The sequence below is a fragment of the Microcoleus sp. genome (genome assembly GCF_041354475.1).
Lineage (GTDB): Bacteria > Cyanobacteriota > Cyanobacteriia > Cyanobacteriales > Microcoleaceae > Microcoleus.
Genome location: NZ_JBGJZU010000101.1, coordinates 1 through 20,280 on the forward strand (window position 1 = coordinate 1; position 20,280 = coordinate 20,280).

A 20,280-nucleotide genomic window follows, 5' to 3' on the forward strand; every position below is an offset into this window, starting at 1 on the left:
GGGGGAGAGAGGGAGAGAGAGGGGGAGAAGGGGAGAGGGGGAGAAAGGGAGAGAGAGGGGGAGAAAGAGTTTTTTCATCCATAACGGGTGATCCGCCTCCGTGGAAAGCTCTCAAGAGGACTAATTAGTTCTTCAGTCCTCTTGAGAGGACTTTCGCTTTGAGGCAGGGGTTTCAACCCTTGCCGGACTATGGGTTGTACCTTAAATTGACACCAACCGTCAACCGTCAACTGTCAACCGCCAACAAACTACTACCTAGGTTGGATCGGCTGACCCCGCTGCAACAGTTGGCGGGCGTCGGGACTGATGTTGTTTTGATAGCCAAAGTTCGATCGATCGCTATCATCCAAAATCTGCGGTGTCAGCAATACAATCACTTCCGCCCGCTGGTTTTCCTTATTAGTCCTCCTGAACAGCGAACCGATAATCGGCAAATCTCCTAAAATCGGAATCTTCCTGGCTGTCACCCGTTCTTGGTCGCTGATAATCCCCGATACAATCAAAGTCTGACCGTCTCGCAGGCGAATTAACCCCGACTGCAAAGAGCGCTCAGAAAGCAGTCTGATCGTATTGGTATTCGGGCCCGTAGAGAGTTGTTGTTCTGCGCCAGGAGCTCGGACGATCGGATTCACCCGCAAAGAGATAAAACCGTTGTCGTCGATGCGATCGATCGCCACCCCTAACTGCAAACCCGCCTTGTCTTTGACAGCCGTAGTTGTTGTGGTACTGGTATTTCCGGTGGTCTGCGTTTGTTGCGTGATGTTAGTAAGCACCTCGTCGGTGATATTCACATTCGCCGTTTCCCCTTCTTGAACAACCAGAGTCGGATCAGTCAGAATTTTAGCGTTGAGGGTGTTAATCTGTGCCTGCAACGCAGACAGGAACCTCCTGGGATACTGCAATAACGGGAACAATCCGAAATCTGCGGTTCCCGAAGTAGTCGCCGATCCTGGTGTGTAATCGGTAATTCCAACTCGTGTAGGGCTATTACTAACTGGGGCTGTAGGCTGAAGGAACACACCCTTAGCTGGACCTTGGAGACCTTGACCTGTCAAGGGCACGGTAACGCGACCGTTCGCATCGTAGAAAACGTCTCCGGTTACTTGGTTGGGGACGATGGGCGGAGTCGATCGGCTAACGTTGACATCATTAGTGTTCGCAGGCTGCAAGCCACCAAAATTGAGACTTGCGGCCCCTTGGTCGTTGACAAAGAAATTGTTATTAATGCCGAAAGAAAAACTGCTGCTACTGTTGTTTACTCCCGACAAATTGATATCGATCACCTTGACATTCACCGCCACTTGACGGCGGCGCAAATCTAGCTGCGTCAAGAAATTTACAGCGACATCAACCTTGCGCGGATCTCCCACCAAAGTGATGGAATTGAGCCTCGCATCGGCCAGCACCGACAGTCCCCTCAACAATAACGGGCCATTGCCATCCTTAGCGCCGATCGCCTTAATATCAGGTTCCCGAATTTCCACATCCCGCGCCGCATTACCCTGGCCCACCGTTTGAATAGTCACGCGAGTAATCGGGAGTTGAGTTTCCGCACCTTGAGCGCTCAAAAAGTTAGCTGCATCCGTAGACCGAACTTGATTGAGCCGCAGAGTCCGAACAATAATATTGCGCGAGTCCAGTGGCAGATTAGTACCTACAAAAATCGTCCGTCCCACCCGATTAGCTTGCAGCCCACTCAGGCGGAGCACGTAGTTAAAGACATCTTGCACCGACTCATTTTCGATGTCCAAAGAAATCTTCGGCCCTTCATCCGAACCTCCTGCTGCACCCGCAGCCGGTGCAGCCGCTGGCTGGCCTGGCTGACCAGGAGCGCCACCACCTGTAAAAGCAATATTCAGCCCAGCAGCACGAGCCAGTAGAGCCAACACGTCCCGAACAGGGGCATCGCGTAGGACTAACCGAGGGATGCGTTCTCCCGAACTCAGCTCGATATTTCCCGCCGCTGGAGCGATGTTAGAAACGGCGATATCTCCTAGGGGTGGAGCAACTGCCCGCGGTAGGAAAGGCGCGGCCTGACTGGTCGGAGATTGAATTTCGCTGGGGAGTGGTGGGCGATCGTTTCTAGTGATTGTAACTTCAGGATTTTGCAAGACCACGTTCGGGTTTTGCGCTGTACGGATTTGGGGACCCGGCACAGGGGCTGTTTGGCTCAGGGGCAGGCTAGGAGGTGATGGCGGTGCAGCTTGAGTAGATTGCGGTGTACCGCCCTGTCTGGCAACGCTCAGAACGATGCCATTGCCTTGTCCCTGAACGATTTGTCCGCTGGGAACGCCGTTAGTGCCTGTCACCAACACGCGGATGCTGTTAGCGTCTGCCGGGGTGACTTCTACTGAAGAAATGCCAGGAGCTGGGTTTTCTTGCCGGAATGTGCTGCCTTGGCTTAAGCGGAGCTGGGTATTGATGATTGTGGCTTGGTAGGTATTGCCATTATTAATGGCGAAGACTTGCGGGCGATCGCCCTTTTCCGTCGCCAACACAATATTTACCCCATTATTGGCTTGACTTACTTGCACTCCTGTGACTTGAGTTGGCGCTGCCCAAACGGGGGCCTGGGCCATCATCACTCCCGCCACACTGCTAAAGAGTCCTCCAGTTAATCGTAGATGCTGTTTCACGTTCGCTCCTCAAATAAACTTTATCAATTATTGTCTTTTAGCTCCCCCACTTCTTCCAGAAGTTGGGGATCTGCTGCGTATTCTGTTTTTTTAGATGGACTTAACTAGCTGCTTATTTAGCAACAGGAGTTGCCGCTGCACTGGGACTTGGAGTCGGTGTCGGCAGTTTTTCCTCTTGTTTTAACGGCAGCAGTGCGTGTAAATCAAAAGCAGTTTTAATTTTAGTTTGCGGTGGCTGGACGGGGACTATTTTCCCTTTCAAAACGTCAACTTCTATGGCCTGATTTGCTTCTGCCAATTCAGATTTCAAATTTCTCACTACCAAAAGCGACTGCATCAATTCCAAGTTACGCATAAAGCTGCGGGTTTGAGCAAAATTCCCTTCAAACTCTACCTTATATTTTTTGCGTCTGAGCTTGCCAGCCAGAGAAGACCCAAAAGACGTATCTTTTAGAATATCAGGGTCTGTGGCTCCTGGTACGGTAGCAGACGGTGCAGTTGCCGGCAAGATATCTGGCTCAAATTTTGTGAGTTTAGCTTTACCCTGATCCCCTTGTACGCCTGCGTTGATTTTGTTCACCAGTTGATTCATGTCTAGCAACAAGGTGGTGCTACCCTCGTCGCTAGCAAACATTGCCGTCACCTCTGCCCTGCGCTGTTTTGCTTGTTCTTGTTTTGCTTCTGCTTCTGCCCTTTTTTTGATTTGATTTTGCAAGCTCAGTTGCGTTTCTTTCCCTTCGCTAATTTTTTGCTTGATGTCGGCGGTTTTCTGCATTTCTGGCATCACAAATTGGGAACCGATGTAGCCGGCAACTCCGAGGCCGAGAACAGCGATCGCTATTGCTTGGACTTGGGGTGTCAGCTTAATCCCGAATAGTTCCTGACTAGATGAATCTTGTCCTTGTTCTCCGCTGGGAATAAACTCATTTGCTGCTGTCATGGTTTTTTAACTTCTCCTTTTTGTTCGCTTTTTGGTGTTTCGATCACTCCTTTTTCTTGAAGTGTTTCTATCCGTATTGCCAGCCCATCTGCTTGCTGACTCCGCAGTTCGGGAAGCAACTCAGAGGCCACTGTCGGACTGAGGCTGGTTTCAATTTTATATTCCACCACCGGCCGCAGTTTAGGAATTTCTACCGCACCTAGGGCGCTTTGGTTCCGTACTTGTACTTGTGCGGGGTTGTTTTTTAAGGTGGCTGCTAGCAGTCTGGTATCAGTATTGAGGAAAAAAGGAGAGCGTTGAACTAGCAGCATGAAGTCGTTAACTTGAGCGAAGGTACTGGCGACTCCAGAAATTACTACCTTTGATGGCTGAACCGGGGCTACGGGGGTGGCAACTGCCACTGGGGTAGCGCTGGCTGCTGGGGAAGGACTCCCTCCGGCTGGGGACGGGCTGGCTGCTGGGGTGGCTGCGGGTGGAGGGGGAGCTGCTGCTACTGGGGACGGACTGGGGTCTATTTGCTCGATTTTGGCAATTTTCACTCCAGCGGGAGTGCGGTTACTTAGGTCTTGCAGCATTGCCGACCAAGGTTTAATTTGGTCGAATACTCCTGCTAATGCTTTGTATTCTGCGGTAACTTTATCGGTTTCGCTGTTGATGGCTTTGATGGCACTGGCTTGAGTGTTTAATTTTGCCACTTCTTGGTCGAGGGCTGTTTGTACTGCACTCAAGCCATTATTTTCGTTAGTGGCCCACCACCAGGCACCCATGACGGCGACGTTGATGCCCATGGCAAAGAGCACGGCACCAATTAAGGGAAGTTGGTCTTTGGTAGAGCCCGAACCTTTTTTGGTTGGAGCTTGGCTGGGTTCGTCCTGTTTGTATTCGGGACGGTCTCTGAGAAAGTTAATATCTAGGCTGTACATGGCTTTACTCGATTTGAGATTTTAAATTTGAGATTTTAATTGTCTGTTCACAAAACCTCCCTTAGTCCTAAACCTAAAGCTACTCCTAAACCTGCTCGCTGTTCTGGGCTAATTTCTTCGCTGACTTCGAGTCCTAGGGTGTCGATGGGATCTACTTGAGAAGCTGGCAAGCTTAATCTTTGCATGAAAAATTCATCTAGTTTGCCGATCGCAGCTCCTGGCCCTGCTAACAGGAGTTGTGCTACTTCTAGTTCTTCGCTCTGGTTGAGATAAAAGTCTACTGAACGACGCAGTTCGTCTGCGAGTTCTCCCAAGACTTTAATCATCGCATTTGTACCCGGATTTGCATCCCCTGATGTCCCCATTGTATCTGTTACTGGTAAGGTCATGCCTTGTAGTTCGCTGGTGTCTCTGGTTGGTGGCAGATTCATGGCTTCGTTGAGGGCAGTCTGGATTTGGTAAGTGCCGATCGGGATGGTACGGTTGAATTGTGGTATGCCGTCCACTACTATAGCTAACTCGGTGCTGTCAAATTCTATATCTGTCAAGACTGCTGCCTCTTGGGAGGAAAATTGTTGCAGTTGGTCTTTGAGGGTGCGGATCAGGGCAAAGCTGGTTACTTCTAGCACGTCTATAATCAGTCCGGCTTCTTTGAAGGTTTCTAGATAGGTGTCTGTCACTTCTTTGCGGGTTGCTACGAGTACAACTTGCACTTTTTCTACGCCGTCGTCATCGACAAATAGGCCGATTTTTTGATAGTCTACGTCGGCATCTTCTCTGGGAAATGGCAAGTATAGCCCTGCTTCTGAATTCATGTATTCTCGCAGTTCTTCGTTGTTGAGTTCTGATGGGACTGGAATTAACCGAATCACGGCTTCCCGTCCGGGAATGGCTGTGGCTACGTGCTTGGCTTTGATTTTGTTTTCGGCGAGGACTGAACGTATCAGTTCTGCCATCCCTGGCGGGTCGGCTATTTGTCCTTCTTGTACTATGTCTTCTGGTACTTCTATGGAGGCTAATGTGGCTATTTTTAATGCCTGAGCTTTCTTTTCCAGTTGAATGATGTTGATGCGGTCTGAGGCTAGTTCGATGCCGATTCCGGGCTGGCGTCTGGAAATTAGATTTTTGAAAAAGTTAACCATGTGATTGGGTCGCTGGTAATTGCTATTTTCTTTAACTTGTGCTTGGCCAGCCTGAGTCAGCAGTTGGCTGTGGGAAACTTTGTTTCCACGCGGCGAGGGTGCTGACATCTCGCTATTGGGCAGTACCTAAACGGTGGCCACTTTGTGTGTTGCGCGATTGTCCGATTTTATCCTATCCAATCTACTTGAGATTGAGCATTCTGGTGTGAATGTCAACAAATTTCAACTTGGGTCGATCGACCCGCTGGTCAATTCGGGAAACAACCCAGAGGAATTACCTAATAAATTACCTAATAGTTAAAACAAGGAGGCAGAAAGATGAAACGTAAATCTTGGCAATTATTTACTATTTTTGGGCTAGTGGGGCTGCTGTTGTCTGCATTGGTCAGTTGTGGCAAGCCTGCTGTTAATTCCCAAACCCAAAATTCGGCGGCTCTTGAGTTCTGGACTATGCAACTGCAACCTCAGTTTACGGAATATTTCAATCAGACGATCGCCAATTTTGAAAAGGAAAATCCGGCGGTGAAGGTGCGCTGGGTCGATGTGCCTTGGTCGGCGATGGAAAGCAAGATTTTGGGGGCGGTTTCGGCGAAAACTGCGCCGGATGTGGTCAACCTAAATCCTGATTTTGCTTCGTTGTTGGCTGGGCGCAATGCTTGGCTGGATTTGGATTCGCGGATTTCGGAAAAAGTGCGATCGACCTATCTCCCAAATATCTGGAAATCTGGCGTTCTCGACGGCAAGAGTTTTGGTATTCCTTGGTATCTCACAACTGGGGTAACAATTTATAATACGGACTTGTTGAAAAAAGCGGGAATTGCTAAGCCTCCTACTACTTATACTGAGTTGGCTCAAGTAGCAAAACAGGTGAAGCAGAAGACTGGTAAGTTTGCTTTTTTTGTGACTTTTGTACCGGAGGATTCGGCGGAGGTTTTGCAATCTTTGGTGCAGATGGGTGTCAGTTTGGTTGATGCTCAAGGCAAGGCTGCTTTTAATAACGATAAAGGCAAAGCTGCTTTTCAGTATTGGGTTGATTTGTATAAGGGTGGATTTTTGCCAAAGGATGTTTTGGTTCAGGGCCATCGTCGGGCGATCGAGCTTTATCAATCTGGGGATACTGCTTTGTTAGCTTCTGGACCTCAATTTTTGAAGGCGATCGCCGAGAATGCTCCTAGTATAGGTGCTGTTTCGGCTGTTGCACCTCAAATTACCGGTGAAAGTGGCAAGAAGACTGTTGCGGTGATGAATTTGGTCGTCCCTCGCGACAGTAAGCGCCCTGACGATGCGGTCAAATTTGCTTTGTTTGTGACCAATTCTCAGAATCAGTTGGCTTTTGCTAAGGCTGCTAATGTTTTGCCTTCTAATGTTGATGCTTTAAAGGACTCTTATTTTAAGAGCGTGCCGGCGGATGCTCCTACTGCTGATAAAGCTCGGATTGTCAGTGCTTCTGGGTTGGAAAAAGCCGAGTTGTTGATTCCGCCTCTCAAGGATGTTAAGAAGTTGCAAAAGGCGATTTATGACAATTTGCAGGCGGCGATGTTGGGGGAGAAGTCGGTAGAGCAAGCTGTGGCTGATGCGGCAACTGCTTGGGATCAAAGGTAGTTTTGAGTTGAAGCTGGGGCGGGATTTTTTTTGGCGATCGCCCTTGCTTTTTTTTGCAGCTTGACGTATTATCTAATAATAGGAATCTGTATGCTCATATATACTACTTTAAGTATAAATCATACACTTCAATATAGTACAAAAAATATTAACTATCAAGAATTGAGGCAAAGATAGGGGAATTTAAGAGTTTTTTACCGCAGAGGGCGCAGAGGACACAGAGGAGGAGAAGAGATCTATTAATCTTTTTGTCAGCAAGAGATGATGGCGGATGGAAGCAGATAGAAAAGAGATATTTTTAGAGTTGGGTTGTTTGTAGTTGCAGGAAGTAGCCTATGAGGTACAGGGAACCGCAAAGGACTGTTAAGTTTTTGTCTGTTACAGCAGTGTCTAAGGCTGTGGTTAAGTTGGGGAAGGTTTGGCAGAGTGTTAATTCTCGACAGATGTTTTGGGCGATGGTTGCTAATTCTGTTGGTGGTGTGGAATTTTGGTCGGCTACGGGTACTAGATAAAGCCGATCGCCCTTTTTGAGTAATGCTGTTAATATATCATCGCAGTCTTTGGTGGCAATAATCCCGACAACCCAGTTAATTGGTTGGTAGTTGCTGAAATTATCGACATACTCGCGCAACGCAATGGCGGCTGCTGGATTGTGAGCTCCATCTATTAATATTGTCTGGTTTTTCCAAGTTGTCTGTTGGAGTCTTCCTGGCCATTGGGTTTTGGCGATACCGTTTTGGATGGCGGTTTCGGAAATTTGCCATCCTTGGTTTTGGAGAGTGTCGATAGTTGCGATCGCCATTGCTGAATTTATCAGTTGAATGTTTCCCAGCAATGGCAATTGATATCTTATTTTAACCCCATTTTGATTTAACTGATATTCGGCTAATCCTTGTCCTAAATCTAGGGCTGGTTTTACCCAAGTTGTCGGACAGTCTAATTGTTGAATGCGTTTTTCTATGACTATTCTAGCCTCTTCTGGCAATTCTCCGATAATAGCCGGACAGTTTGCTTTGAGGATGCCGGCTTTTTCCCCAGCAATGTCGGCGACAGTAGGGCCAAGTATTTGCCAATGTTCGAGGCTAATGGATGTGATGACGCAGGCGAGGGGTGTTTGACAAACATTAGTCGCGTCTAGTCTTCCTCCCAATCCAGTTTCGATGATGGCGATGTCTGTTTTTTGTTCGGCGAAGTACAGCCAAGCTGCTGCTGTGATGATTTCAAATTGGGTGGGGGTTTCGGTGTTGTTTTGGGTGGTGGCGATTACTCGTTTGAGGTATGCTTGTAGTTCTGTTTGGGAAATTGGTTTTTGGTTGATGCAAATTCTTTCTGTCCAATCAATTAAGTGCGGGGATGTGTAGCGCCCGACTCGATATCCTGCTGCTGTGAGTATGGATGATAAATAGGCGCAGACTGAACCTTTGCCGTTTGTACCGGCGACGTGGATGATTGGTACTTTTTGCTGGGGGTTTTCTAGTTTTTCGAGAAGGTGTTTGATTCTTTCGAGACCGAGATGGACGCCGAAGTGTTGGTATGATTTAAGGATGGATTCTGCATTCATTGATTATTTCCCAGTCCACGTAGGTGGACTTAGTTTGTGTAGTAGCGATTTCAATCGCCGAGTTTTGTGAATATTATTTCTCTGTTTGCGGGTTGTGGTGGGTTGGATTTGGGTTTTCGTCTGGCTGGGTTTAATCCGGTTTGGGCTAATGAGTTCGATCGCACTATTTGGGATACCTATCAATTTAACCATACTGACACTCTGTTAGATCGCAGAGATATCCGAAAAATCAATTCTGATCAAGTTCCTGATTGTATCGGGATAATCGGTGGCCCTCCTTGTCAAAGTTGGAGTGAAGCGGGTGCGAAACGCGGGATTGATGACAGTCGGGGTCAGCTTTTTTGGGATTATATCAGAATTGTGCGGGACAAGCAGCCTTTGTTTTTCTTGGCTGAGAATGTCAGCGGTATCTTAGCTCCTAGAAACAAGGATGCTTTCACTTATATATTATCGCAATTCGAGCAAATTGGCTATCGGGTTTCGTTCAAGTTGTTGAATGCTAAAAATTTTGGAGTTCCGCAGGATAGGCAAAGGGTGATTGTGGTTGGTTATCGGGAAAGTCTGGGTTTTGGCTTTGAGTTTCCCGAACCTGGGCATGAGGTTTTCACTTTGAGAGATGCGATTTTTGATTTAAAGGTAAAATCGCCAATTCCAGTTAAGGGTAAAATAGATCGTTATCACCCATCTATTCCCAATCACGAATGTGCTGATTTAGGATTTTCGAGTATTTATATGTCGCGAAATCGAGTTAGAAGTTGGTCGGAACCTTCTTTTACAATTCAGGCGAGTGGCCGACACGCACCTCTCCACCCTCAAGCTAGTAAAATGATTTTAGTTGCTAAGGATCAACGTATTTTCGATCCTAATTCGCCTCAGCCTTACCGCAGATTGTCTGTCAGGGAATGTGCTAGAATTCAGACTTTCCCGGATAAGTTTATTTTTAAGTACAAGTATATTGCTGATGGATATAAAATGGTCGGCAATGCAGTACCTGTAAATTTGGCGAAAGTTTTGGCAAGTAAAATTGTTGAGGATATTGGTATCATTCATAGAGAATCTGGCACGATCGAACAAAAGTACGATCGTCAGTCCTGGATGCAAGCAACCGCTATTTTAACATAATTGCGTCCTTTAAGGTTGACAAGAAGCGCGATAAACCAGGCTTTTTTAGTTTGATATTGCGCCCAAGATTGAATAGTATTCTCAGTTAATTTTGCCATTGTTTATCTATCGTAAAATTGCGCATATTTTTTAAAATAAATACTTGATTTTCTTTGATTAAGTCTCCTGTACAGAAAACGGGTAAGCGTTCTTGATAAGCTTTGATAGCAAGGATATAGTTTTTGTCTGCAAGTTCCGTTTTGATTTTTCGCAGTTGGTCGGCAATGACACCTAGTAAGGTAATGTCGCCACTTAATTTTTCGGCGTTAGGAGTGTGAATTTGGATCACGATTCCCTGAATAGTTGTATTAGGAAGCCCGGTAATTAAGTCGGCTAAAATTTCCAGTTGAGAGCGATTTTCGATAGCCTCTAATGTCTCTAGCATCAAGTTCATTGACACGGGAAAGTCAGGAAGAGCAGAATTTAAAGGTAGAACGATTTGAGGGGATTCTGGCTTGATATTGCTGCTTGTCCAAATAATAGCGCGGCTGTCAATTTGTTGCGCTTGTTTCCAACCTTTTGCTTCTAAGTAGTAACTGATTTGCTGAGGTTGGAGGTTTTTGAGCAATTCAATATCCTTAATTGTCACATTCATAGTTGTCTCCCGGTTGCGATACGCTGCATGATAGTTATCAGAGTCTCAGCCGAAAATATATTTGTTCTGGGTATGGCAATAGTGAAGGTTTCTTTATTGTCAGTAGGTTCTGCCCCTTCTAATGATATCCAATAAGCGCAGCGTTTTAAGCAGAGTTCCACTTCTGTCTGTTGCAGCCAGTCATTGACTCGATCTGGAACAATGACCACAATTATAATTCTAGGAGGATAGGCGTTGCTTGCGCTCAATTCTTCGTAGTTTTTAATATTCAGGGGGTAGCGAAGGCTATTTTCGTTGAGGATATCTCTTGAGGTACATTTGACTTGAAGGTAAAGGATGGGAAAGTTTGGTAAACCTGATGTAGCTATTCCAGTAATAATTAGGTCTACACCCAGCTTGTCTAGAGGAGTAGTTGTTCGCTGACAGATGCACCCTGCTGCTGAGGCAATGGCGTAAACATAAGCATAGCTGAATTATTGTTTTTGGGTGTTGATATTCATTTTTATCTATTTCATTTTTTCCCAACGAGCGCGCAAATAGTTGTTTCTTGTTTTCTGCCTCTTAATTGAATACTTTTAACTGGTTTTGCTTCGTAGCTATCGCTCACCAATTCCCAGGTTTCTCCTGTTATTAATACCCGATAAGGATTGTCTTCTTTAATATCTTTATTCATTGCTTCTAACCGAGCCGCAATATTCACAGTATCTCCTAAAACCGAAAAATTCAATCGCTTCCCGCCGCCGACAGTTCCAGCAATGATCGACCCTGTATGAATACCAACTCCGAATTCAATTTTTGGCTTTCCTTCCCTTTGAAATTGCTGATTTAATTCTTTCAATCGTTCTGACATATCCAAGCAAGCGGCAATACAATTTTGAGCGTCCTGTTTAATTTCTTCATGTTTAGTATGAGGAAAAGGAATGCCAAATATTGCCATAATTGCATCGCCAATATATTTGTCGATAACGCCGCCGTGATTCATAATACACTCACTCATGGCATTTAAATATTCATTTAGCCAAGGCATCAATTCACCCGGAGATAGTTGTTCGGAAATGCTAGTAAACCCTCGAATATCCATAAATAAAACGGTGGCGACCATTTCTTGCGGTTGCATTTCGCCATTTTTAAATATTTCGTCTTTTCGCTGCCAAATTAGTTCAGCAGTTTCTTTTGCCATGTATTTTTCAAACAGGCTCATTAATTGTTGTTTCTCTTGTTGTTCTCGTAGTTGGAGTCCAATTCCAGCTAAGACGATCGTACCAATCGGTGCAGCGATAGGCATTAGTAGAGAATTAAACGTAAATAATAAGAAAGAAACTGCATACCAAATTAGGGGGAGAAGGATCGCGATCGCAATTCGTGCCCTGGGCCCAGATTTCGATAATGTCCCGCTAGTAATTGGCCCAATTAAAAGTAATATCAGCCAACTTTTCCAGTCAGGTAAAGATTGCAGCAGTCGGTTGTTTAACAAGTTATCAAGAACTGCGGCATGAAGGTAAATCCCACTGGTTGGTGGAATTCGATCGAGAGGAGTCCGCAAGGGATCTAAACCTGTTGCCGTCGTACCTACTAATATTAATTTGTCTTTAAAAGCATCTTGGCGAATTTTACCTTCCAGAATATCAGCAAACGAATAAGTCGGTAAATATTGCACTTTTCCAGGCCAATTTATCCAAGCCTGCTGAAATTCTAGACTGCCGTTATTAGGCGGTGATAAAAATTTTTCTAGCCCTCCAGATTGCGGTTGCTTGTCGGCGTTGTAAACGCGCAGCATGGCAATTCCCAATGAGGGAATATCTCGCACCCACAGGATGGCTTGACGACCGATTCCATCTGTGTCTGAGTTATGCAAAATATGGCCTGTATCGGCAGCTACGGCTTCTAAAGTTGGTACAATTGGTAGCAGTTTTTTTTGGTCATCCGCAGCCTTGGCTAACACTACATTACCTATGGCACTCATAGCGTCTGCAAATTGGTCGTCTTTAGGACTGGGTTCGGCAAAAATAATGTCGAAACCAACGACTGCGGGTTTAGCAGGGGAAAGGGCTTGTAATAATTGAGTGTAGCGATCGCGCGAAAACGGAAATCTCCCCAACTTGCTTAAACTTGCTTCGTCTATGGCAATGACCACCACTCGTTTCTCCCAAATAGGTTTGGGTAAAATTCCACTTTCGCGAAGTTGAAACAGGCTGTTATAACTCAGTTGTTCCAGCGGTTTCCAGCCATCCAAATGCAGCGCGCCCAAGGAAATAATAGCGGCAGCAACTCCCGGCAGTAAGGATTGGCTGCGGGCAAAAAAAACTCGCAAACGAGGCATTATTAATTTAGTCATTGCCTATTTCTTAAGTAAACTTGCACCGATTTCATAAGATACCTCATTTCCCACCGGACTGCGAACAACTAGCCAGTAGTCAGAGTTAGCTGGCCTCGGCACTACCTCGTCGATTCTACCTGTTCGATCCATCTTTAAGGGTTGGCCGTTTAAATACACTAAATTCAGCGGATCGACAGTAAAAATGCATCGAACTTTGTCTTGACTGATGGCTGATAAACTGATCAATTCATAGTTCAGATTTTCTTTAAATGCCTGGGGTGGAGCGGGAGGATTGCCGGGAAAAGTGACGGAAGCATAGCCCTTTTCTATCTTCACAGTTTGCCCTTGAGCGCTAGCGTCAACCGTCCCCTCAAATAGGGAAGTTGCGGCTTTTCCCTCTGGACCTACACCCACGGCGAACTCAGTCCCCCTGACGCCCACAACTCCGGCTGGGCTGTTAATTTCTAGGCGCGAATTGGGGTTAGTTAAGCGTCGGGCCGAAACTCTTGCCAATCCTGCGGGGACTGACAGCAGGGTGACTCTACCTCCATTGACAGCAACGGACAGACCTTTAACTTGGACGGTGCTTAATTCTGCTAGACTAATCGTAGCGATGCCAGTGTCTACCCCTAAAACCGCGCTCGATTGTTTGCCTGTGGAGATTTGCTGACCTGCTGTTGTCAGGCGATCGCCCACTTTTGCTGGTCTTCCTTGATACGTTACAGTTCCCCTAATTTGCCGTACTTCTACCCAGCGACTCCCAGGTAGTTGAATCTCTCTCGCCAACAAAGGCAAGGCGAAAGTGATTAAAATACCAGCAAATAGGATTGTCATCCATTTAGAAATACCAGACCGATTTAATTTCATAACTAAAAATTATTTAGCCAAGACGCTATCTAGATTACTATTCTTTTGGTAACTTCTCAGGAAAATTTTTAACTAACAGGACTTACGCAGGCACAATATATGTAGTGCGGACACAGCTACGTTAGCGAAGCACTCGTTTATTATCACGTTTTAATGATGCCCTGCAACTCTGATGAATTATCGATCGCCCTAGCTGTAAAGCCGATCGAGTTTTAAGAAGGTTTGCAGCAGCACATTTGCTCCCTGAGTGCACTGTTCTGGGGAAGTATACTCATCTTCCGCATGGCTAATCCCGCCGCGAGAAGCCACGAAAATCATCCCCATATCCGCAAACCGTCCGATTTCTTGAGCATCGTGTCCAGCCCTGCTGATTAAATGCGTCGAAGTCAAGCTTAATTCCCCGCAAACTTCGGCGATCGCATTTTGAATTTTTGGCGCTGCTAATGTCGGCAATACGTGCAGCATTTCGGTCATTTCAACTTCGGTTTTGGTAGCAGCAGCAATAGCTGCAAACTCCTGTTTCATTTTAACTAACAATTCTGCCAAATTAGTTTGAGATATATCGCGCAAGTCGATTTTAAAATCCACCTTTCCTGGTACAATATTTGTAGCATTCGGCGACACGTTTAAGTAACCTACCGTTGCTACTTGTTCGCCCGGTGTTTCTACTCCCAACTTGTTGACTGCTAGTACCATTTGTGCAGCAGCTACTAGGGCATCTTTGCGATCGTGCATGGGTGTGGAACCGGCATGATTGGGGCGGCCTGTTACCGTGACTGCGTAGCGGTACTGTCCGACAATGCCTTGAACTATGCCGATTTCATCCCCCGTAGTTTCCAAAACGCCTCCTTGTTCGACATGGAGTTCTACAAAAGCTGCTATTTCTTGAGGATGGCGTTTTGCCTCGGCAATTTTTGACCAATCTCCGCCAATTTGTGCTAAGCAAGTTTGAATGGAAGTACCGTCGCTGCGCTGGTAATATTCTGCATTGCTGACTGTATTTCCGGCCATTGCTTTGCAGCCGATAACTGTGTTTTCTTCGTCAGTAAATACGATCGTCTCGATCGGATGTTCCAAGCATAGGTTATTTTCGTGCAGTACCCGCGCCACTTCAATTCCTGCCAAAACTCCCAAAACTCCGTCGTAGTGGCCGCCCACAGGCACGGTATCGATGTGAGAACCTGTGGCTAGGGCGGCACCATCCCGCTTTCCGGGATACCGGCCGATAATATTTCCCGCCGCATCAATGCGAACTGTCATCCCTGCTTCTACCATCCAAGATTCCACGAGTTGGCGGGCGAGCAAATCTGCTTTGGTAAATGCTACCCGACTGACACCTCCTCCCGGCAGTTTGCCGATTTGGGCGAGTTGGGCGATGCTGCGGTTGAGGCGCGCTCCGTTGACTGCAAGTGTTAATGTAATTGTCATTTAAATTTCTGCTATTGATTGATTTAACTAATCGTTGTATACTGTATTTAATAGCATTTAAATGGGCTACATAATGTAGCCTTGTCTACCAAAATCGATGGCTTTGGTAATTTAACTACTGTCGGCAAAATACAGCAGGCAGAATAAAGGCGATCGCAGCGATTTAACAGTACAAAAGAGCACAATTTTTTATCGGTGTGGATATGAATCAAACAGCAATTGCAGCCAAACGAGTGTTCATTTGCGGTTCAGCCCTTCGGGGTCAGCCAGACAACAGCAACCTCGGAGATGCCAAGTTTATTAGAGAAGCAAAAACTCGTCCGATTTACCGCCTGCATTCAGCAGAAAATGGCTGGCATCCTGCAATTTATGAAGTGGCTACCTCCGGTGTATCGATTCCGGGGGAAGTGTACGAATTAACCTCGGATCAATTTGAACAGCTTGCAGTGGGGGAACCGCCACATATGTATCCATCGGATGTAGTTTTGGAGGACGGGGAAGTGTTGACGGCTTTCTTGTACCCCCAGGAGTTGATTGAAAAGTACCAGTGGGAAGATATTTCCCACCGCGGTGGGTGGGCCGCTTATAAAGCTAGTAAAGGGCCAAATTAGACCGCAGTTGCGCCATGGAATTAGCTGGTTCCTAGGCTCTGCGTCGCTGTCGAAAGTGCAGGCAGAGCAAGAGCGATATGCGTTTAGCTGGTTCCTAGGCTCTGCCTAGGAACCCATGTCCAGAGGCTCTGCCTCGCTGTCGAAAGTGGAGGCAGTTTCAAGAATCGATCGCCCTGTGATGTTGATGCCAGTGTCGGGCGATATCGATACGGCGGCATACCCACACCTTGTCGTGCTGCTGCACGTAATCCAAAAAACGCCCCAGGGCCGTCGCCCGCCCCGGCCTCCCCGCCAAACGGCAGTGCAGCCCCACACTCATCATCTTCGGTGCCCTCTCGCCCTCGGCGTAAAGTAGGTCGAAAGTATCCCGCAGGTAAGCAAAAAACTGATCCCCGGAATTAAACCCCTGACTGGTGGCAAACCTCATGTCGTTGTTGTCGAGGGTGTAGGGAATTACCAAGTGGGGTTTGCCGCCCTCATACACCCAGTAAGGCAAATCATCCGCATAGCTATCGGCATCGTAGAGAAACCCGCCTTCCTCCACTACTAGCTTGCGAGTGTGAGGGCTCGTGCGCCCGGTATACCAGCCGAGGGGACGGCTACCCGTAACTTGGGTATGAAGGTCGATCGCCTTTTGCAAGTGCTCCCGTTCCGCCTCTTGCCCAAAATACTTATAATCTATCCAGCGGTAGCCGTGGCTGGCAATTTCCCAATCGGCTTCTAGCATTGCTGCTACTGCTTCGGGATGCCTTTCTAATGCCATTGCTACGCCATAAACTGTGAGTGGCATTCCCCTGGAAGTAAACATCCGGTGCAGCCGCCAAAAACCCGCCCTACTGCCGTATTCGTAACAGGATTCCATGTTCATGTGCCGCAGCCCGGATAAGGGGAGGGCCCCGACAATTTCGGATAAAAATGTTTCTGAAGATGAATCTCCGTGGAGGATGCAGGTTTCGCCGCCTTCTTCGTAATTAATCACGAATTGTAGGGCTATGCGGGCTTCTTGGGGCCATTTAGGGTCTGGGGGATTTTGACCGTAACCGATTAAGTCTCTTGGATAATTTTGTGGCATATAAGTTATTTGTTATTTGTTATTTGTTGTTTGTTGTTTGTTCTATCTCCTGAATTTCTTTGATTACCCGCGCTTTGCTGGCAATTAAATGTTCTTTAATTGCTTGGGCTGCTGCGACGGGATTGTGTTCGATGACGGCTTCAAAAATGTGGCGGTGTTCGGTGCGGATTTCCAATACTCCCGGATTGTATTCCATTGTACGGAGTCGCACTAAGATCATTTTGTCAAATACCTGATCTAATAAAGTTACTAACCAAAAATTGCCGGAACATTGGGCTAGCAATCGGTGAAATTGATAGTCTGCGTAAAGCAATTGGTAGTTTGTCAGTTCGCCCGATCGCACTTGTGTGTTATTTTCTGCTTGAGAGACGATGGATTCGAGTTGTTTCAATTGAGCCTCTGTCGCATTTTGACTAGCCCCGGCTGCTGACAATTGTTCCAAAGCGATGCGACAATCGTAAAGATCCGCAGCATCGGCGATCGACAAGCTAGCAACTCGCAATCCATGATGGGGATCTGCGGTGACTAAATTCTCTCGTTGCAGTTGGCACAAAGCTTCTCTCACTGGAGTTCTGCTGACGTTTAACATTTCGGCCAGTTGTGTTTCGATCAATCGTTCTCCACCTGCTAATTCTCCCGACAGGATAGCAGTTCGGAGAGCTTGGTATGTTTGCTCGTGGAGGGATTGAGTGCGGCGAATCGCGCGAAATGACAGGCCCAAAATTACTTATCCTTAAGTTCAAACTACAGTAAATTCTGTATTGTTAAAAATTGTTAATTCAGCATCAAAACTCATATTTTTATGTTATGTAACAGGATGTTTTGGCTGACTCATTATCAATCATACAGCACATTGAAGCTTCTGTAGCAGGTAGGCATAGATTGCAGGTGACACGTCTGTAGGGACTTGAGCTTGGCCCGCAGGTGCCAACAACCACGCGCTTGGACGAAGTACGGCAGCATTCCGGCAGGGGTTTAAACCCCTGCCTCAAAGCGAAAGTCGGTTGAAACCGACTAAAGAGGTTGATGGAAACTGCGATTCATTTTAGTCCTCTTTGAGAGGACTTTCGCTATGAGACAGGGGTTTTTAACCCCTGTCGGACTGTCGGGAAAGCACTAGCTTAAAAGCTAAACTGAGTGCGCAGATTTCCGATAAATACGGTGGGGTTGCCATCAAAATTGTTGGCATTAAAGATAGCATAAAATGCCGGGACGATCGCAATATTATTCGTAATCGGGTAGTAGTACGAACCCTCTACTTCGTACTGAGTACCTCCATTACCCCCGCCTGAGAGCAAAAATCTGCGGCCGGATATGTAATCCTGGGGAACCACAAATGAAATTACTCCCAATGCGCCCTTTTTTCCCAAATCGGGAAATCCCATGCCGACTTGAAAAGATTGTACCTTAATATCTCCGCCAGAGCGATCGCGATTTACTGGATTTACCTCAAGTTGTCCGTAGGAATACCGCCCGAATAAACCAAAATTACGGCTCAGCAACCAATCAAAATTAACTACAAAAGTATCAGCGCCGGAGTCTCTAACTTTCCCCCCGAAACCGTCATCTGCATAGCCGTAAGGGAGTGGTTCGCCCACTGCTCCGCCGATGAATCCATTATAAGGTTTGAGGCTCGATCGCGCGTAAATCAGTCTCAGATTGAAAGAGTTGCTGGGGGCGTATTCCAACTGCGCTGTCATCGTGTTGGAACTGTTGAACAAACCATCGCTGGGATTGCTAGCGGTATTAAATACCGCAGGATTCAAAAATTCGGTATTTTCCGCCATATAAGCAGCGGTGAATTTCAGCGGTTTGGCAATTTGCCAAGTTATGGCAGCGCCCGATCCGCGATCGACTGCATTTAACAGTGTACTGCCGTTGGAGTTAAAACTCGTCGCTCCTTTCATGAAAAATGTAAAGCGATTGCCGTCAAAATAGCGATAATAGTTTAACCGCGGTCCGATCGCAACTTGCACCTTATCTCCCACTGGAAACGTGTAAGACATCTCGCGAATTCCCACAGTATTTGCCGTCGGTACGCCAGTTTGATCTAAAAACGGCGTTCCCCAAGAGTTGTAAAAACCCGCTGATACGAGTTCATTTGCAGGCGAGTTGCCGTTCCCAAATACTAACTGAGTTACCAGGGAATCTTTGCCTGTAAATGAAGTATTTAGGGTCAAAAAAGCGTAGTAGCTAAAAGTAGTTTCCGGGCGATCGCGTTCGACGCGAGTCGGTCGATTATTGGCATCGCGAGTTGGAGGAGCAAAGGCACTACCGGGCGCGGTGCGGCTGCGTTCAGCAGTGATATCGCCTGTGGGAAATGCTGATGTCAGGTTGAACCAAACCGTACCATTGAGTTTAGTTGTGGTCGAGAATTGATTGGATTCTAGCTCGGATGTGCGAGCTTCTAATACATCGATTCTACCGCGTAGGATTGCTAGTTCGGCTGCAAATTGTTCTTGCAGTTTTTGGACTTTTTCTACATCTTCTTTTTTGACTAAATTAGAACCTCCGGCTCTGATTAATTCCGTAACTTTATCTAGACACGCATTTAAGCCGGCGGCAAATTCGTAGCGCGTCATGGCTCGATTTCCGCGAAAGGTTCCGTCAGGATATCCTGCGATACAGCCGTAGCGTTCAACTAAGGATTGCAGTGCTTGAAATGCCCAGTCTGTGGGTTTGACATCGCTGAGTTGGGAAACGGAGGTGACTTGCTCGATTTGGGAAGCGTCGTTGATTTCTAGGCTATCTATTTGTGGGATATCGGTGATAGTTGTAGCCGGATTTTGCTCTGTTTGAATTGATTCTGCTAAGTCGTTAGATGCGCCGGATGTTTGGGCTGTTGTTTCTGTCTGCTTTATTTCGCTGTTTTGAGATATTTCGGCAGGTTTTTCGCTGTCGGTAGCGACGGGAATATTCTCAGTTGGCGGAAGTTTTTCGAGTTCGATATTTGCGGTTTTTTCTGGCGTTATCGCAGGATTTATCTGTGTTTGAGTTGGTGCGATCGCCTCTGGTGATGCTGCTAATTTGTCCTGTGGTAGTTCGGCTGTTTGGGTGGTTGCTTCCTCGGTTTGCAAAATCAAATTTTCCGCAGCAGAGCTTGCCGGAGAATGCAGCAAATGAATACAAAAAAAGGCTGGCGTTGCTGTCAGCAGGATTTGGAAAAACAAAAATTTAGACATGATCCTCACACCGTAAATATCGAATAGCGAAATGGGAGGCAGAGCCTCTGGATCTGCGTTACCAGGCAGAGCCTGGTAACGAGTAGCAGACTGCTGTTTGATTCTTAGATTTTGATCCCCCCTAGGGCGTGTTTTCAAACTACAACCATAACCAGATACAGGCGATCGTAATCATGGCTGTATAATTTGCAGCCAGCTTCTCATATCGGGTTGCGATCCGACGAAATTGCTTGAGTCGGTTGA

At 46.7% G+C, this 20,280-nt stretch carries 15 protein-coding genes and 2 pseudogenes; 3 read left to right on the plus strand and 14 right to left on the minus strand.

The features are described from left to right. Nucleotides 1-251: 251 nt before the first annotated feature. The 4 genes from ACBR23_RS25735 to pilM form a co-directional block, all read right to left on the minus strand. Nucleotides 252-2,636, minus strand: a complete 2,385-nt coding sequence (locus tag ACBR23_RS25735) for an AMIN domain-containing protein (RefSeq protein ID WP_371120674.1) — start codon at nt 2,634-2,636, stop codon at nt 252-254. A gap of 112 nt (nt 2,637-2,748) precedes the next feature. Then, a complete protein-coding gene (locus ACBR23_RS25740) occupies nt 2,749-3,576 on the minus strand; it encodes a pilus assembly protein PilO (RefSeq protein ID WP_371114860.1) in 828 nt (275 codons plus the stop codon). Next, nucleotides 3,573-4,499, minus strand: a complete 927-nt coding sequence (locus ACBR23_RS25745) for a PilN domain-containing protein (RefSeq protein WP_341736351.1) — start codon at nt 4,497-4,499, stop codon at nt 3,573-3,575. Before ACBR23_RS25745 ends, ACBR23_RS25740 begins: the two co-directional genes overlap by 4 nt. 47 nt (nt 4,500-4,546) lie before the next feature. Beyond that, on the minus strand, nt 4,547-5,641 hold the full coding sequence (pilM, locus tag ACBR23_RS25750; protein ID WP_341736464.1) for a type IV pilus assembly protein PilM: 1,095 nt from the start codon (nt 5,639-5,641) through the stop codon (nt 4,547-4,549). Nucleotides 5,642-5,959: 318 nt separating this feature from the next. Between pilM and ACBR23_RS25755 the strand changes: the two genes are divergently transcribed. Beyond that, complete coding sequence (locus tag ACBR23_RS25755; RefSeq protein ID WP_371120673.1) at nt 5,960-7,243, plus strand: sugar ABC transporter substrate-binding protein; 1,284 nt, start codon at nt 5,960-5,962, stop codon at nt 7,241-7,243. Between the two features lie 298 nt (nt 7,244-7,541). On the opposite strand, the gene ACBR23_RS25760 is transcribed toward ACBR23_RS25755, so the two are convergent. Then, on the minus strand, nt 7,542-8,804 hold the full coding sequence (locus ACBR23_RS25760) for a folylpolyglutamate synthase/dihydrofolate synthase family protein (protein ID WP_371120672.1): 1,263 nt from the start codon (nt 8,802-8,804) through the stop codon (nt 7,542-7,544). Nucleotides 8,805-8,870: 66 nt separating this feature from the next. Between ACBR23_RS25760 and ACBR23_RS25765 the strand changes: the two genes are divergently transcribed. After that, a complete protein-coding gene (locus tag ACBR23_RS25765; RefSeq protein ID WP_371120671.1) occupies nt 8,871-9,926 on the plus strand; it encodes a DNA cytosine methyltransferase in 1,056 nt (351 codons plus the stop codon). A gap of 85 nt (nt 9,927-10,011) precedes the next feature. On the opposite strand, the gene ACBR23_RS25770 is transcribed toward ACBR23_RS25765, so the two are convergent. The 5 genes and pseudogenes from ACBR23_RS25770 to ACBR23_RS25790 form a co-directional block, all read right to left on the minus strand. Further along, nucleotides 10,012-10,560: a hypothetical protein gene (locus ACBR23_RS25770; RefSeq protein ID WP_371120670.1), complete on the minus strand. Its 549-nt coding sequence runs from the start codon at nt 10,558-10,560 to the stop codon at nt 10,012-10,014. Next, nucleotides 10,557-11,018, minus strand: a pseudogene (locus ACBR23_RS25775) (DUF4365 domain-containing protein); the annotation flags it as partial. The pseudogene ACBR23_RS25775 and the gene ACBR23_RS25770, both read right to left, overlap by 4 nt. 53 nt (nt 11,019-11,071) lie before the next feature. Next, nucleotides 11,072-12,895, minus strand: a complete 1,824-nt coding sequence (locus ACBR23_RS25780; RefSeq protein WP_371120669.1) for a CHASE2 domain-containing protein — start codon at nt 12,893-12,895, stop codon at nt 11,072-11,074. Between the two features lie 3 nt (nt 12,896-12,898). Continuing rightward, the gene (locus ACBR23_RS25785; protein WP_371114852.1) at nt 12,899-13,744 is read right to left on the minus strand and encodes a FecR domain-containing protein; all 846 of its coding nucleotides are present in this window, start codon (nt 13,742-13,744) and stop codon (nt 12,899-12,901) included. Between the two features lie 189 nt (nt 13,745-13,933). Then, the gene (locus ACBR23_RS25790; RefSeq protein WP_371120668.1) at nt 13,934-15,172 is read right to left on the minus strand and encodes a Zn-dependent hydrolase; all 1,239 of its coding nucleotides are present in this window, start codon (nt 15,170-15,172) and stop codon (nt 13,934-13,936) included. A 203-nt stretch (nt 15,173-15,375) separates the two neighbouring features. Between ACBR23_RS25790 and ACBR23_RS25795 the strand changes: the two genes are divergently transcribed. Beyond that, entirely contained in the window at nt 15,376-15,783 is a 408-nt protein-coding gene (locus ACBR23_RS25795) for a gamma-glutamylcyclotransferase (protein WP_371114850.1), read from the plus strand. 157 nt (nt 15,784-15,940) lie between these two features. On the opposite strand, the gene puuE is transcribed toward ACBR23_RS25795, so the two are convergent. From puuE to ACBR23_RS25815, 4 genes and pseudogenes are all read right to left on the minus strand, one after another. Beyond that, nucleotides 15,941-16,855 carry an allantoinase PuuE gene (gene puuE / locus ACBR23_RS25800; RefSeq protein ID WP_371120667.1) on the minus strand — a complete coding sequence of 305 codons (915 nt, stop codon included), beginning with the start codon at nt 16,853-16,855 and terminating at the stop codon, nt 15,941-15,943. Nucleotides 16,856-16,874: 19 nt separating this feature from the next. Then, nucleotides 16,875-17,576 carry a GntR family transcriptional regulator gene (locus tag ACBR23_RS25805; RefSeq protein ID WP_341736360.1) on the minus strand — a complete coding sequence of 234 codons (702 nt, stop codon included), beginning with the start codon at nt 17,574-17,576 and terminating at the stop codon, nt 16,875-16,877. Nucleotides 17,577-17,976: 400 nt separating this feature from the next. Beyond that, on the minus strand, nt 17,977-20,037 hold the full coding sequence (locus tag ACBR23_RS25810; protein ID WP_371120666.1) for an iron uptake porin: 2,061 nt from the start codon (nt 20,035-20,037) through the stop codon (nt 17,977-17,979). Between the two features lie 139 nt (nt 20,038-20,176). Further along, nucleotides 20,177-20,280 (minus strand): annotated as a pseudogene (locus ACBR23_RS25815) (IS5/IS1182 family transposase); the annotation flags it as partial.

Excerpts from the sequence above, each read along its gene's own strand:
- ACBR23_RS25740 (WP_371114860.1), bottom strand. The coding sequence starts at position 3,576 with ATGACAGCAGCAAATGAGTTTATTCCCAGCGGAGAACAAGGACAAGAT.
- ACBR23_RS25745 (WP_341736351.1), bottom strand. The coding sequence starts at position 4,499 with ATGTACAGCCTAGATATTAACTTTCTCAGAGACCGTCCCGAATACAAA.
- pilM (WP_341736464.1), bottom strand. The coding sequence starts at position 5,641 with ATGGTTAACTTTTTCAAAAATCTAATTTCCAGACGCCAGCCCGGAATC.
- ACBR23_RS25755 (WP_371120673.1), top strand. The coding sequence starts at position 5,960 with ATGAAACGTAAATCTTGGCAATTATTTACTATTTTTGGGCTAGTGGGG.
- ACBR23_RS25760 (WP_371120672.1), bottom strand. The coding sequence starts at position 8,804 with ATGAATGCAGAATCCATCCTTAAATCATACCAACACTTCGGCGTCCAT.
- ACBR23_RS25770 (WP_371120670.1), bottom strand. The coding sequence starts at position 10,560 with ATGAATGTGACAATTAAGGATATTGAATTGCTCAAAAACCTCCAACCT.
- ACBR23_RS25780 (WP_371120669.1), bottom strand. The coding sequence starts at position 12,895 with ATGACTAAATTAATAATGCCTCGTTTGCGAGTTTTTTTTGCCCGCAGC.
- ACBR23_RS25785 (WP_371114852.1), bottom strand. The coding sequence starts at position 13,744 with ATGAAATTAAATCGGTCTGGTATTTCTAAATGGATGACAATCCTATTT.
- ACBR23_RS25790 (WP_371120668.1), bottom strand. The coding sequence starts at position 15,172 with ATGACAATTACATTAACACTTGCAGTCAACGGAGCGCGCCTCAACCGC.
- ACBR23_RS25795 (WP_371114850.1), top strand. The coding sequence starts at position 15,376 with ATGAATCAAACAGCAATTGCAGCCAAACGAGTGTTCATTTGCGGTTCA.
- puuE (WP_371120667.1), bottom strand. The coding sequence starts at position 16,855 with ATGCCACAAAATTATCCAAGAGACTTAATCGGTTACGGTCAAAATCCC.
- ACBR23_RS25810 (WP_371120666.1), bottom strand. The coding sequence starts at position 20,037 with ATGTCTAAATTTTTGTTTTTCCAAATCCTGCTGACAGCAACGCCAGCC.